At 66.2% G+C, this 12051-nt stretch carries 13 protein-coding genes and 2 tRNA genes; 8 read left to right on the top strand and 7 right to left on the bottom strand.

All coding sequences use genetic code 11. The annotated features are described in order from the left end of the window. The first annotated feature begins 18 nt into the window (after positions 1-18). Positions 19-669, top strand: coding sequence for a Maf family protein (locus ACVMK0_RS04640; RefSeq protein WP_476464467.1), 651 nt, complete (start codon positions 19-21; stop codon positions 667-669). After that, complete coding sequence (locus tag ACVMK0_RS04635) at positions 666-1454, top strand: SAM-dependent methyltransferase (protein WP_476464466.1); 789 nt, start codon at positions 666-668, stop codon at positions 1452-1454. Before ACVMK0_RS04640 ends, ACVMK0_RS04635 begins: the two co-directional genes overlap by 4 nt. A 49-nt stretch (positions 1455-1503) precedes the next feature. Here ACVMK0_RS04635 and ACVMK0_RS04630 read toward each other — a convergent pair whose 3' ends face one another. Together ACVMK0_RS04630 and ACVMK0_RS04625 are read right to left on the bottom strand one after the other, a co-directional pair. Continuing rightward, the gene (locus ACVMK0_RS04630) at positions 1504-3084 is read right to left on the bottom strand and encodes a cyclic nucleotide-binding domain-containing protein (protein WP_476464465.1); all 1581 of its coding nucleotides are present in this window, start codon (positions 3082-3084) and stop codon (positions 1504-1506) included. Continuing rightward, positions 3060-3683 (bottom strand): SulP family inorganic anion transporter, encoded by a 624-nt coding sequence (locus ACVMK0_RS04625; protein WP_476464464.1) that lies wholly within the window; start codon positions 3681-3683, stop codon positions 3060-3062. The genes ACVMK0_RS04630 and ACVMK0_RS04625 overlap by 25 nt, the downstream gene beginning before the upstream one ends. 248 nt (positions 3684-3931) lie before the next feature. On the opposite strand from ACVMK0_RS04625, the gene ACVMK0_RS04620 reads away from it, so the two are divergent. Genes ACVMK0_RS04620 through ACVMK0_RS04610 form a run of 3 tightly spaced genes read left to right on the top strand, consistent with a single transcriptional unit; the run spans position 3932 to position 5038 of the window. Further along, entirely contained in the window at positions 3932-4585 is a 654-nt protein-coding gene (locus tag ACVMK0_RS04620) for a hypothetical protein (protein WP_476464463.1), read from the top strand. Further along, on the top strand, positions 4578-4859 hold the full coding sequence (locus ACVMK0_RS04615; protein WP_476464462.1) for a hypothetical protein: 282 nt from the start codon (positions 4578-4580) through the stop codon (positions 4857-4859). Before ACVMK0_RS04620 ends, ACVMK0_RS04615 begins: the two co-directional genes overlap by 8 nt. Before the next feature lie 5 nt (positions 4860-4864). After that, positions 4865-5038: a hypothetical protein gene (locus tag ACVMK0_RS04610; protein WP_476464461.1), complete on the top strand. Its 174-nt coding sequence runs from the start codon at positions 4865-4867 to the stop codon at positions 5036-5038. 142 nt (positions 5039-5180) lie between these two features. Here ACVMK0_RS04610 and ACVMK0_RS04605 read toward each other — a convergent pair. The 3 genes from ACVMK0_RS04605 to ACVMK0_RS04595 all read right to left on the bottom strand — a co-directional run bounded on the left by ACVMK0_RS04605 (position 5181) and on the right by ACVMK0_RS04595 (position 7364). Continuing rightward, positions 5181-5256, bottom strand: a tRNA-His gene (locus tag ACVMK0_RS04605). Positions 5257-5282: 26 nt separating this feature from the next. Continuing rightward, the gene (locus ACVMK0_RS04600; protein WP_476464460.1) at positions 5283-7229 is read right to left on the bottom strand and encodes a SurA N-terminal domain-containing protein; all 1947 of its coding nucleotides are present in this window, start codon (positions 7227-7229) and stop codon (positions 5283-5285) included. Between the two features lie 59 nt (positions 7230-7288). After that, positions 7289-7364, bottom strand: a tRNA-Val gene (locus ACVMK0_RS04595). Positions 7365-7701: 337 nt separating this feature from the next. On the opposite strand from ACVMK0_RS04595, the gene ACVMK0_RS04590 reads away from it, so the two are divergent. From ACVMK0_RS04590 to ACVMK0_RS04580, 3 genes are read left to right on the top strand one after another with little or no spacing between them, the layout of a single operon-like run. Continuing rightward, the gene (locus ACVMK0_RS04590; protein ID WP_476464459.1) at positions 7702-7965 is read left to right on the top strand and encodes a hypothetical protein; all 264 of its coding nucleotides are present in this window, start codon (positions 7702-7704) and stop codon (positions 7963-7965) included. A 47-nt stretch (positions 7966-8012) separates the two neighbouring features. Continuing rightward, complete coding sequence (locus ACVMK0_RS04585) at positions 8013-8549, top strand: recombinase family protein (RefSeq protein ID WP_476464458.1); 537 nt, start codon at positions 8013-8015, stop codon at positions 8547-8549. Positions 8550-8573: 24 nt separating this feature from the next. Then, a complete protein-coding gene (locus ACVMK0_RS04580; protein ID WP_476464457.1) occupies positions 8574-8882 on the top strand; it encodes a hypothetical protein in 309 nt (102 codons plus the stop codon). Positions 8883-9004: 122 nt separating this feature from the next. Here ACVMK0_RS04580 and ACVMK0_RS04575 read toward each other — a convergent pair whose 3' ends face one another. Both ACVMK0_RS04575 and ACVMK0_RS04570 read right to left on the bottom strand, forming a co-directional pair. After that, positions 9005-10927, bottom strand: coding sequence for a chorismate-binding protein (locus tag ACVMK0_RS04575; protein ID WP_476464456.1), 1923 nt, complete (start codon positions 10925-10927; stop codon positions 9005-9007). After that, the gene (locus tag ACVMK0_RS04570; RefSeq protein WP_476464455.1) at positions 10924-12015 is read right to left on the bottom strand and encodes a tartrate dehydrogenase; all 1092 of its coding nucleotides are present in this window, start codon (positions 12013-12015) and stop codon (positions 10924-10926) included. Before ACVMK0_RS04570 ends, ACVMK0_RS04575 begins: the two co-directional genes overlap by 4 nt. Between the last annotated feature and the right edge of the window lie 36 nt (positions 12016-12051).

Genomic DNA, 12051 nt, shown 5'->3' with positions numbered 1-12051 from the left:
AGATCAGATAATGGGCGCATGACCGTTGCGCCCTCCTCACCCTTTTCGCCCTCTCCCGCCCTGCCCGCCGCCGCTTTGGCAAGCGCACTCAACCGCCCTTTGATTTTGGGTTCGAGCTCGCCCTACCGGCGCGAGTTGCTCCAGCGCTTGCAACTGCCCTTCGCCGTGGTGGTGCCCGATGTCGATGAAAGCCCGCTCCCCGGCGAAGCCCCGGCCGCGCTGGCCCAGCGGCTGGCCCTGGCCAAGGCGCAGGCGGTGGCCGAGCGGCACCCGCAGGCGCTGGTGCTGGGCTCGGACCAAGTCGCCGAGTTGCACGCACAAGCCCTCGGCAAACCCGGCAACCACGAACGCGCCCGCGACCAGTTGCGCCGCATGAGCGGCCAAAGCGTGTGCTTTCATACTGCGGTGGCGCTGGTGTGCCTCGAAAGCGGCTATAGCGGCAGCGCCATGGCGCCGGTGCGGGTGCAATTTCGCCCGTTGCTGGACGAGGAAATCGAGCGCTATCTGCAGGCCGAACAACCCTACGACTGCGCCGGCAGCGCCAAAAGCGAGGGGCTGGGCATCGCCTTGCTCGAGCGCATCGAAAGCGACGACCCCACCGCCCTGATCGGCCTGCCCCTGATCCGCACCGCCCAGCTGCTGCGCCAGGCTGGGGTGGCGTTGCCATGAACCGCAGCGCGCCGCTGGGCACCCTGTATCTGGTGCCGACCCCGCTCGACTTTGGCTGCCTCGACCCGGCGGCCGCGGCCCCGCCGCTGGAGCACAGCCTGCCCCTGCTGACCATCCAGACCGCTGCGCGGCTGGAGCACTGGGTGTGCGAAAACGCCAAAAGCACGCGCGCCTTCCTCAAGCGCGTCGGGCAGGTGGTGCCGCTGTCGCAGCCTCTGCAAGCGCAGCAGATCGTCGAGCTGCCGCGCGAGGTGCACAAAAAAGGCGACCACGACCCCCAACAAGGCCACAACGCCACCGCCCTGCTGGCCCCAGCCTTGCAGGGCCACGACGTGGGGCTGGTGAGCGAAGCCGGCATGCCCGGCATCGCCGACCCCGGCGCCTCGGTGCTGCGCGCCGCGCACCAGCTGGGCCTGCCCGTGGCACCCCTGGTGGGGCCGGTTTCGCTGATGCTGGCGCTGGCGGCCGGCGGGCTCAATGGGCAGCGGTTTGCCTTTGTGGGCTACCTGCCGCAAGAAAGCAAGGCCCGGGTGCAGCGCATCCGCGAGCTCGAGGCACTGGCCCTGCGCAGCGGCCAGACGCAAATCTGCATCGAAACCCCGTACCGCAACCCAGCGCTGCTCGACAGCCTGCTGACCACCCTGCAAGCCCAGACGCGGCTGGCGCTGTGCGCGGGCTTGGGCTTGCCGCAGCAAGCCATCCACAGCGCCAGTGTCGGCGCTTGGAAGCAACACCGCCCGCGCCTGCCGCTGGAGCTGCCCACGGTTTTTTTGTTCGGCCGGTAGATGGCTGGGGGCCGCCGCGCCGCCTCAAGGTCGGGCCAAAGCCCCATCATCACTCCATGGCGGCGCGCAGCTCTTGTGAGATTCCCCCCAGGCGCCGGATGCCCATGCGCGCCAGGGCTGTGATGAAAAGCAATGCGCCTTCGGGGTCGTCGCGGCTCCATTGCTGAAAGCGCTCCCACGACAAGCTGCTGAGCACGGCACCGTGGGCACCGGCGTGGGCGTAGGCGGTGCGGGCGATCCCGTTCAGGAGAGCCATTTCGCCAAACACCGCCCCGGCCCCGATCACCGACAAACGCAGCCCCTGTTCTGGTACTTCAGCGGTCGAGAGTGTCACCGTACCCGCTGCGACCCACAGCAGCGTGCGCTCGCGCTCACCTTGGCGGATGATGACCGCGCCCGGCGCATAGCGCTGGCTGTTCATCAGGGCACGCAACGCCGCTTGTTGCGCGGGATCGAGCCCGTCGCTCAACTCCCCCAGCGCCGCCGCCTGCACCGAATCCGCCTGCACCGAATCCGCCTGCACCGAATCCGCCTGAGCTGCCGCTGCAGGGCGGCTGGCCAGAATCTGGTCTTCGGCCCATTCGAGGGCGTGGTCGAGGTCGGTGTAGATGTGCAACCGGGCCATGCGTTGCGCCGCCAAACCGCGCACGCCGCACAGCAGCAGCGCCACGTTTTGCGTCTGCAGCTCGTGCGCCAAGGCGATCAGGTGCAGGCAGCCGGTTTCGTCCCAAGAGGGCGCGCGCGAGGCATCCAGTATCACGCAGCGGTGGCCATTCAGATGGGAGCGCACCTGCTCCACCACTTGGGCTGCAACCCCAAAGGAGACGATGCCTTGCAGTTCAAACACCGCCACCGTGGCCATGCGTGGCGCCAGCCAGCCTTCATCCTGCGGCCCACGCACGTGGCGCGAACGCAGTTTGCCTTGCAAGTGAATGCGCCGGATAGCGTGCTCCCCCGAGGCGCGCAGCAGATCCAAAGTGGCCACCAGCAGACCCGCCAGCAACGCCAAGGCACCGCTGGAGCCCACGAACACCAAGGCCACCACCCAAGCCTGCAGGCGCGCCCCACGGCCCTCGCGGGTCTGGAGCAGCCCCCACAGAGGAGGCGGAATCATGCGCACACCGGTGATCAGCAGCGCCCCCATCAAAACCGCCATCGGCACCCAAGGCAGCCACAAGTAGCCGCTGACACCCACGGCGATCATGGCCAGCGCGTGCCACTGCCCAGCCCGCAGGCTCGGTTTGCCCGTGTAAAAGAGCGCGGTGAGCGAGTGCGACAAGCTGGTCGAGGCTGGAATCATGCCCAGCAGCGCACAGCCCACCCCCACCCACCCCTCGCGCCCCAACACCGGCCCATGCGCAGTGCGTTGTCCGTGCTCAACCTCCAGATGCTGGTGATAGACCAACACCTCGAGCGAGTTCACCACCGCCATCAACAAAGCCAGCGATGCAAGTTGAAAACCCACCCGGTCGATCACCAACCACCACGGCGCAGCCCACCAGTCGGGCACCACGGGCAGCATAAAAACCGCTTGCTCGGCCGCCATGCGCAGCTCGACTCCGGGGGCCCAGAACAGCCACGGCAAGGCGACTAGGGTGACGGCGATCAGCACGTGGGAAAACGCGGCCACAGACGCTGCAACACATGGCTGAGGGCCACCACAGCCATTGCGATCCCTACGTGCCAGCCCAGCAACGCGCCCCAGTGCGCGCCGCTGATGAAGTACAACCCCTTGACCTGCGCCAAAATGAGCGACAAGCCCACCCCGGCCGCGAAACCTTGCGTCACCGCAACCGGAATGAAGCGCGCCATGCGGGCCAAGCCACTCCAAGCAATCAGGCTTTGCAACAAAAAACCCAACGCTGCGAAAACGCCGGTGATCGCCAGCGCCTGTGCGGCAGTTATGGACGCCGCTGCGCCGGCATCGATCACCAAGGCCAACATGCCGCCAAAGAGCAGCGCCACGGCCGTCGAGGGCCCATAGACCACCCCCTTGCTGCGCGCCAGCAGCGTGAGCAAGGCCCCAGGCACAGCTGCCGACCACAGAGCGAGAAAACTAAACGAGCCCAGGGTGGCCAACGGCGCAAAAGCCAGCAGCCCGACGCCTATGGCATGGGGAATCGAGATCGACAGCGCCGCCGCCGCGCCGACAATGGGTCGGCTGGCCCGTTGGGTGCTGATTTTTTTGGCTGGAAGCTCGAATGTTATCTGTTCGGGTGCGTGGTTCACGCGGCCATTATCGCTTGAGAAAATGACACAATTGGGGCAATTTCAGGCGGGGCGTTGTGTTGCCCCATCCCTTACCCCGAGGGCCTGCGCCGGAGGGTGAACTCGGGGTCAGCCGGCTCGGATTTCTAGCGGCAAGTCCGCAAGAATTGCCTGAGCACCGGCAGGTTATGCAAACCCAACGCATTGACACCATTGTTTTTTTCACAAAAACAGCCCAAAGGCGTTAAAATTGACGGATGGGTTCTACGATGAAGCTTGCAGACCGGATGCGCCAGTCCATTCGGCGCCGCTCCGGCCACGTTGTACTGCGCGCCGAACTCGCGCGGCTGGGCAGCGCATCGCAGATTTCGGAAGCGCTCAAGACGCTTCAGCGCGACGGGGAATTGCTCCGCTTGGGCGCAGGCGTTTACGCCAAGGCCCGCCGGGACGAATCCACGCACGAGGTGACGCCAGTCGTGGATGTCGAGACGCTGGCGCGTGAGGTAGCGCTAAAGCTAAAGGCTCATGTAACCACCGGCGCAAGGGGCACGCTGGTGCTGGACACAGGCGACCGCCGTGTTTCCCGCAAGCTGGCCCTAGGCCAGAGCGCCGTGCAATACGTCAACAATCGCAATCGCAGGGCCTTCACGGCATTAAGAATCAAGCCTTGGGACACAACGACGTTCCCAACCACCGATGTGGGCAACTATGTGCGCTGGCTTGCGGGCTCTTATGGGGTTCGGTATGAGCCGACTGCCGCCGATCAATGGGCCGAGACGGTAACCCGCCTAGCCGGAGACGAAGTTCGCTCCGGCCCGGTGCAGGATCTGCTGGTCGCCCTCAAGCGTGCAGGTAGGCTGACCAAGGATGACATGGCGAGATTGCTCGTGAACTACCTGCGGGAGTGCAAGCAGGGTGTTTGATCCGTTCAAGGATTTCGAGACCTCCGGCTACCTGCGAAACAAGTTCGCCGAGAAGGATCCGCAGATCGTCCAGGAACTGGAACACCAGATGTTCCGGGTCAGCTTGGACGAAGCCATCGCATACTTGGCGAAACGGCGAAGTGCCTTGCGCTATGAAGACTTCCTCGCCGTCTGGATGGCAACGGCCGCACCATGCTGGTGGTCCACAGCGAGTTATGCCATCGAGCCGGCTTCTGCATCGAATGGCACCGCACGAGTAAGTCAGACTACCTGACCGCATTGAGCACCGAGATCGCTACGCCGGGCAAAGGCATCCTGGACGCCTACCTGCTGCCCTTCGTTGGTGAGAACCAGGAACGCGAAGCCTGGGGCGGCATGCTCGGCGGTTTGCCGGGCCTCGACGGCAAAGGGGGGGGCGGACGATGCCGTCGCAGGCAACTACACGGACGCTGAAGTCTCCCGTCAGTACCGCGAATTCGAGCGGCGGCGCGGATACCACATCGATCCTTCAGCGGACAACAGCAATGGATCTGATTAAGGATCGCCCCTCAAACGAAACGAGTACCGTAAGGTCCTCGTTTTTACAGGAATTTTTTGGGGTGGCTGATGGGACTCGAACCCACGACGACAGGAATCACAATCCTGGACTCTACCAACTGAGCTACAGCCACCGCAAGCCTTAGATTATACCCCTGATTCAGGACGCGGCGGCGGTTTCGGCGGTGGGGCGTGGCTGCAAAATTTCGACTTCGAAGCGCGTGCGCAAATGCCGCAGGTAGGCTTGGGTTTCGGCTTGTGCCCACAGGTCGGCGAGCTGGTTGCGCTCCAGCCCGGCGCGCACCGCGTCGGGTGCCTCGCGCTCGAGCACGCGGTTGATGCGGATCACGGCGTAGCCGTCGGGGCCCATATCGACGCCTACCCAAGTCGGGGCATCGGCGGATGCTGGGGCGGCGGCACTCAGCACGGCGCGCAGCACCTCGGCGGGCGCGCCTTGCGGTTCGGTGCGCGACAGGGCCACGGCGGGTGACAGCCGGCCTTGGGCCGCTTCCGGGGCTTGGCGCCAGGCCGCCAAGCGGGCTTGCCCTTCGGTGCGCGCGGCATCCAGCGCGCGGCGCTGCAGCAGCAGTTCGCGGACTTGTGGGCGCACGGCGTCTAGGGGCTGCAGCTGCGCGGGCCGGTGCGCGAGCACCCTTGCTGACACCAGCTGTTGCCCGGCCTGAACCTCGATCGCTTCGGTGTTGCGCCTGAGCGTGAGCGCGTCGCTGGCAAACAGGGCCTGCAGCAGCTCGGGATGGGTCAAGGCGGGAGCAAGCCCGGCGGGCTGGGGGCCGCGGCGCACCACCGCTTGGGCGCGGTTGACGGTCAGGCCCAGCGCCTGCGCGGCGGGCGCTAGAGAGTCGGCCTGCTCATAGACCAAGTTGGAAAAGGTTTCGGCGGCTTGGGCAAAGCGCAGCTGCGCCTGTTGCTGGCGCAGCTCGGTCGCGAGGCGCTCGCGCACGGCCTCGAAGGGCTCGGCGGCCGGCTGGCGCACCTCGAGCAACTGGATGATGTGAAAGCCGAAATCGGTCTGCACCAAGTCCGAAATGGCGCCGCGCTGCAGCGCAAACACCGCCTGCTCAAACGGCGGCACCATGGCGCCACGGGCAAAAAAGCCCAAATCGCCCCCCCTGGCGGCAGAGCCGGGGTCTTGCGAGTGCGCGCGCGCGAGTTCGGCAAAACGGGCCGGGTTGAGGCGCACCTGGGCCAGCAGCTCTTCGGCGCGGGCGCGCACCTGGGCTTGTTGTTCGGGGCTGGCGCCCGGCTCGAGCGTGAGCAGGATGTGGCTGGCGCGGCGCTCTTCTTTGGCGGCGAGCTGGGCGCGGGTTTGCTCGTAATGCGCGCGCAAATCGGCTTCGCTGATGGTGATGCCCCGCGCCACCGCGTTCAAATCAAGCACCAGGTATTCGACATCGACTTGTTCGGCCGACTGAAACAGGTTCGGATTCTGGGTGTGGAAGGCCTGCAGGTCGGCCTCGGTGAGGGCGACGCCGGCGCGGAAGTCATCAGGCCGGAACACCGTGAACTGGATTTCGCGGCGCTGGAAAAATGGCTGCAAGGCCTGTTCGGCCAGCTTCGGGGGGGCGAAAGCGGTCACGGCCAAGCCCTCGAGCAACTGGCGGCGGATCAGGTCGGCGCGCACCGATTGCTCGAATTGCTCGGGTGTCAGGCCCTGCATGGCCAAGATTTGGCGGTAGCGCTCCAGATCGAGCGTGCCGTCGGGGCGGCGCAGCTGGGCGATGGTGGGGTCTTGCGCCAGTGTGGCAGCGAGCTGCTGGTCGGTGACCAGAAAACGGGCATCTTGGGCCGCCAGGGCCACCAGTTGCTCGTCGATCATGCGCTCGAGCGTGGCAAAGCGGCTGGCCTCGGTGTCGAGCTGGGCGCGCTGCAGGCCCGGCGTTTGCTCCAGCAGTCGATCGATCTGGTTGCGGTGCCGCTCTTCCCACTGCTCGCGCGTGATGTCGGTGCCGCCGACGCGCGCCACGGCGTTGGGGTCAGCGCCCAGTTGCCCATAACCCTCGACCCCGACGAGCACGAAGGCCGGGATGATCAGCAACATCAGAACCGCCATCAGGAACTTGATGTTGTTGCGAAAAAAATCAAACATGTGGGCGCTGCCTGCAACGTGGGAATGAATGCCGGGCTCATCGGCATGGGGCTGGTGGGTGGTGGGTGCTGACGGGTTCGAACCGCCGACCTACGCCTTGTAAGGGCGCCGCTCTACCAACTGAGCTAAGCACCCCACCGGGAAACCCCTGATGTTAGCCGAACGCACCGGGGAAGGCGCGCTGGGCTGAAATGGCTGGCGCATTGTAACCGGGGCTCAAGATTCGTTTTCTGCCGCCGCAGCCTCGAGGTCCACCCTGCCGCCGCAGCCTCGAGGTCCACCCTGCCGCCGCAGCCTCGAGGTCCACCCTGCCGCCGCCCTCTCCTGATTACACCGGGGGGGGCCCGCTTGCGGGGGGGCAAAGCCCACTGGGGGGTATGGGGGGTGCAGATCCCCCCATGTCACCCTACTGGAGCGAACGGCTCCCACTTCAACGCCAAACCGCTACACTCAAGGCAGGAGGTGCATAAACATGGGTGTAGATGATCGTGATTGGTACAACGACGTCCAGCGGCGTCGCATCGAAAAAGAATACCGCTATGACCCCAAGCAATTTCGTTCAGACAGCGAGGGACCGCCCTTGCCCGGTGCAGCAGGCACCATCTGGCGCACAGTCGTTTACTGCTTGGCCATCTATGGCGCGCTGACCCTCCTACAGCATGCCCATCACCATTTTGGCGGTCTTTCATCATCCACCGCCCAAAATCCACTGGTTCAGGTTGTATCCGCTCGCTGATGCTCGTCGGTTATGCCCGCGTGTCTACCCTCGACCAAGACACCGCCTTGCAGCTCGACGCCCTCAACCTAGCAGGCGTTAAGCGAATCTTTCAAGACAAGGGCAGCGGCGTCGGTGCCCGTCCACAGCTTCATGTCGCTCTGAAGTCCTTGCAGCCAGGTGACACCCTTGTAGTCTGGAAGCTCGACCGCATGGCCCGCAGCCTTCCCGATCTGCTTTCCATCATTCAAAAGCTCAAACAGTCCGGTGCCATGATCAAAAGCCTGACCGAGCCCATAGACACCTCCACCCCTATAGGCGAATTCACTCTACATGTCCTTGGCGCAGTGGCTCAGCTCGAGCGCTCCATGATCAGAGAACGAACCATTGCCGGACAGATTGCAGCCATTAAGCGCGGCGTCATCATCGGAGGCCGCCCCAAAAAAATGAGCGACCAACAGGCCGCCCATGCTCGAAAAATGCGGGAATCCGGTGCTACGTGGTACGCCATAGCCGACCATTTCTCTGTGTCTCACACCACAGCCCGCCGCGCAGTCGTGGGCGACAATCGGGAGCGTATGATCGTCCTTCGGCACTACCTTTAACCCCAATCCAAACCCAAGGCCAAGGTGGATATCGCCCAGTACGGCGATGGGCGGCTGGAACTGCTCTACCGCGGCCAGCCGTTGGCCTACCAAGGCTACTTGGTGCACGAGCACCTGCGCCACAAGAAGGTGGCCGACGACAAGGAGGTCAACCAGCGTGTGGATGCGTTGAGCGCAGAGGATCGCAGAGCGCTTAAGGTCAGGGCGCAAGTCGAGATGCAAGACGCCATGCGCCAGCAGGGCATCTTGCAGCCCGACACCCACATCAGCCCGCCCCCGCTGGGGCAGGCCCGCTACGGGCTACGCCCTGCGCCAGCCTGCCCCAGCGGCTGAGCCTTGAGCACGCTCGGCCCGCAGGAAGGGGACATTTCTACTTTGTGCAAATAGGGGACATTTCTATTTTGGTTTGACAAGATTCGTTTTCTGGGGCGCTTGCACGGGCGCGCTCTGATGCGCTATAGCAAACGCGCCGGCAGCACGCCGCGCAGCGCATTGCACACCACGATGGCCTCGGCGCGTTGCAGGTCGGCCCGCGTCAGGCGGGCCTCGCTGGCGGCCCAAGCGGGGTCGGCGAGCAGCAAGCTGCGCTGGATGCCGGGCAAGGCGCCGCCAGATACGGGCGGGGTGAACCAGCGGCCGCCCAAGCGCAAAAAAACGTTGCTGCGCCCGCCTTCGATCAGCTCGTCGGCGGTGTTGAAAAACAGGCTGTCGAAGGCGCCCTCGCGCTCGGCGGCGCGGATGCCGGCGTCGTAGTGGCTGCGGCGCGTGGTCTTGTGCGCGGCCAGCGGGTTGTGCAGCGGCAGCGGCTCGGGGTGCAGCCGCAGTGTCACGACACCGGGCGGCAATGTCGCCAAAGGAGCGTGCGCAAGGCTGAGCCGTCCGCTGTGCGACAGCGCCAGCCGCACCCGCGCCGGCCCATCGGTGGGCAACTCGGCCGTGCGCTGGCGCAAAAGCGCCTGGGCCGCTTCGGGGTCGAAGGCGAAACCCAGCGCCCGCGCGCTGGCCGCCAAGCGCGCCAGATGCAGCGCCAGATGCTGCAAGCCACGACCGGGAAGGTGCAGCAGGGTCTCGAACAAATCAAAGCCGGGGTCTAATCCGGTAAGGAAGCTGGCTTTGAGGCGGCATTCGGCCAGTTCGTCGGCGGCCACGCTGTCGTGCACGATGCCCGCCCCCACCCCTAGGCTGAGCGGCCGCAGGCCTTGGTGCGGCGGCCCGAGCGTGAGTGTGCGGATGGCCACCGAGAGGCAGAAGTCGCCCACGCGCTGGCCCGGTGGCGCGGCGTCGAGCCAGCCGATGGCGCCGCAGTAGGGGCCACGCGGCGTGCTCTCTAAGGCGCGGATGAGCTGCAGGGTGCGGTGCTTGGGCGCGCCGGTCACCGATCCGCAGGGGAAGGTGGCGCGCAGCAGTTCGGGCCAGCCGACCTCGGGCCGCAGCCGGGCCTGCACGGTGGAAGTCATCTGGTGCACGGTGGCGTAGGATTCGATCTCGAACAGGGCCGGCACCTGCACGCTGCCGGTGAGTGCGACGCGCCCGATGTCGTTGCGCAGCAAGTCCACGATCATCACGTTTTCGGCTTGGCTCTTGCGGTCGGTTTGCAACTGGCGAGCGCTGGCCTGGTCAGCCTCGCGGTCGCCTACGCCATCGCTTTCTGTGTCGCTGCCTAGTGCAAGGCGGCGCGCGGCCGTGCCCTTCATGGGCCGCGCGCTCAAGACCCCGTGCTGCTGGCGCAAAAACAGCTCGGGCGAACAGGAAAACAGCCAGCGGTCGTCGGGCAAGCGCAGCAGCGCACCAAAGGGCACCGGTTGGCGCGCGCGCAAGCCCGCATACAGCGCCACCGGTTCGCCCCAGGCCTGGCCCTGCAGGCGGTAGGTGTAATTCACTTGGTAGGTCTCGCCGGCGCGGATGGCGGCGTGGATGCGCTCGATGGCGGCAGCAAAACCCGCTTCATCGACGCTCTCTTGCAGCGCCAGCGTGCCGCCACCGGCGCCAGAGCCGGGCCAGCTCTGCAGCCAGGCCCCGACTTGCTCGCGCGCGAGCCGCTGCAGGTGGCTGAACATGAGCAAGCGCAGCGCCGCGCCCGGATAGTCCCCCGAGGGCTGGCCGAGCACCAAGGCCTCGCCCCATTCGTAATCGGCCAGCAGCAGCGCGTGCAAACCGGCGCGCTGGTCTTGCGCCACGGCAGCCCACAGGGCGTCCAGCGCGGCGCGGTCGGTCGCGTCGGTGCAGACGTGCTCGCGCACGAAGCCGGTGTAGAGCCGGCTGCTGGGTTGCGCGGCGCTGGCCTCGCAGTCGTCGAGCAAGGCAAAGACCGACTGCGGGCCGGCGCCGGGGGCTGGAAGCGCTTGCTGGGCTTCCGGGGCCGCCGGGGCTGCGCTCATGCGCCGACCACCTCGGCGATCGCCCGCCCCAAGTCGGCGGTGTGGGCGCGGCCGCCGAGGTCGGGGGTGCGTGGCGCGTCGCCGCCCGAAGCCAGCACGGTTTCGATGGCTTGCAGCAGCGCGTCGTGCGCCTTGCGGTGGCCCAGAAAATCGAGCATCATGGCCCCGCACCAGATCTGGCCGATCGGGTTGGCGATGCCGCGCCCGGCGATGTCGGGGGCCGAGCCGTGCACCGGCTCGAACAGCGAGGGGTGGCGGCGCTCGGGATTCAGGTTGGCGCTGGGCGCCACGCCGATGGTGCCGGTGCAGGCCGGCCCGAGGTCGCTCAGGATGTCGCCAAACAGGTTGCTCGCCACCACCACGTCGAAGCAGTCGGGGCGCTGCACAAAGTGGGCGCACAGGATGTCGATGTGGAACTGATCCACGTGCACGCCGGGGTACTGGCGCGCCATGGCCGCCACGCGCTCGTCCCAGTAGGGCATGGTGATGGCGATGCCGTTGCTCTTGGTGGCGCTGGTCAGGTGCTGCTTGGGGCGGCTCTGCGCCAGCTCGAAGGCAAAGCGCAACACCCGATCGACGCCGTGGCGGCTCATCACGGTTTCCTGCAGCACGATTTCGCGCTCGCTGCCCTCGTACATGCGCCCACCCACGCTCGAGTATTCGCCCTCGGTGTTTTCGCGCACGATCCACATATCGATCTCGCCCGGGGCGTAAGGGCTGCCGTCGCGGCGGCGCAGGGGCGCGCTGATGCCGGGCAGCAGGCGCGCCGGGCGCAGGTTCACGTACTGATCGAACTCGCGCCGAAACCGCAGCAGAGAGCCCCAGAGCGAGATGTGGTCGGGGATTTTCTCGGGCCAGCCGACGGCGCCGAAGTAGATCGCGTCGTGGCCGCCGATCTGCTCTTTCCAGTCGTCTGGCAGCATCTGGCCGTGGCGCTCGCAGTAGGGCCAGCAGGCGAAATCGAAATGGTCGAACTGCAAGCCGATGCCGAAGCGGCTGGCGGCCGCCTCGAGCGCGCGCAGCCCTTCGGGCATGACTTCCTTGCCGATGCCGTCGCCAGCGATGACGGCGATGCGGTGCGTTTTCATGGGTGTTCGGCTCCTAGGGTGGGTTGGGCAAGTATC

It is taken from the genome of Serpentinimonas sp. SSL01 (assembly GCF_056323735.1).
Note: the sequence above shows the minus strand (reverse complement) of the source record. Positions and strands in the feature narration are given on the sequence as shown.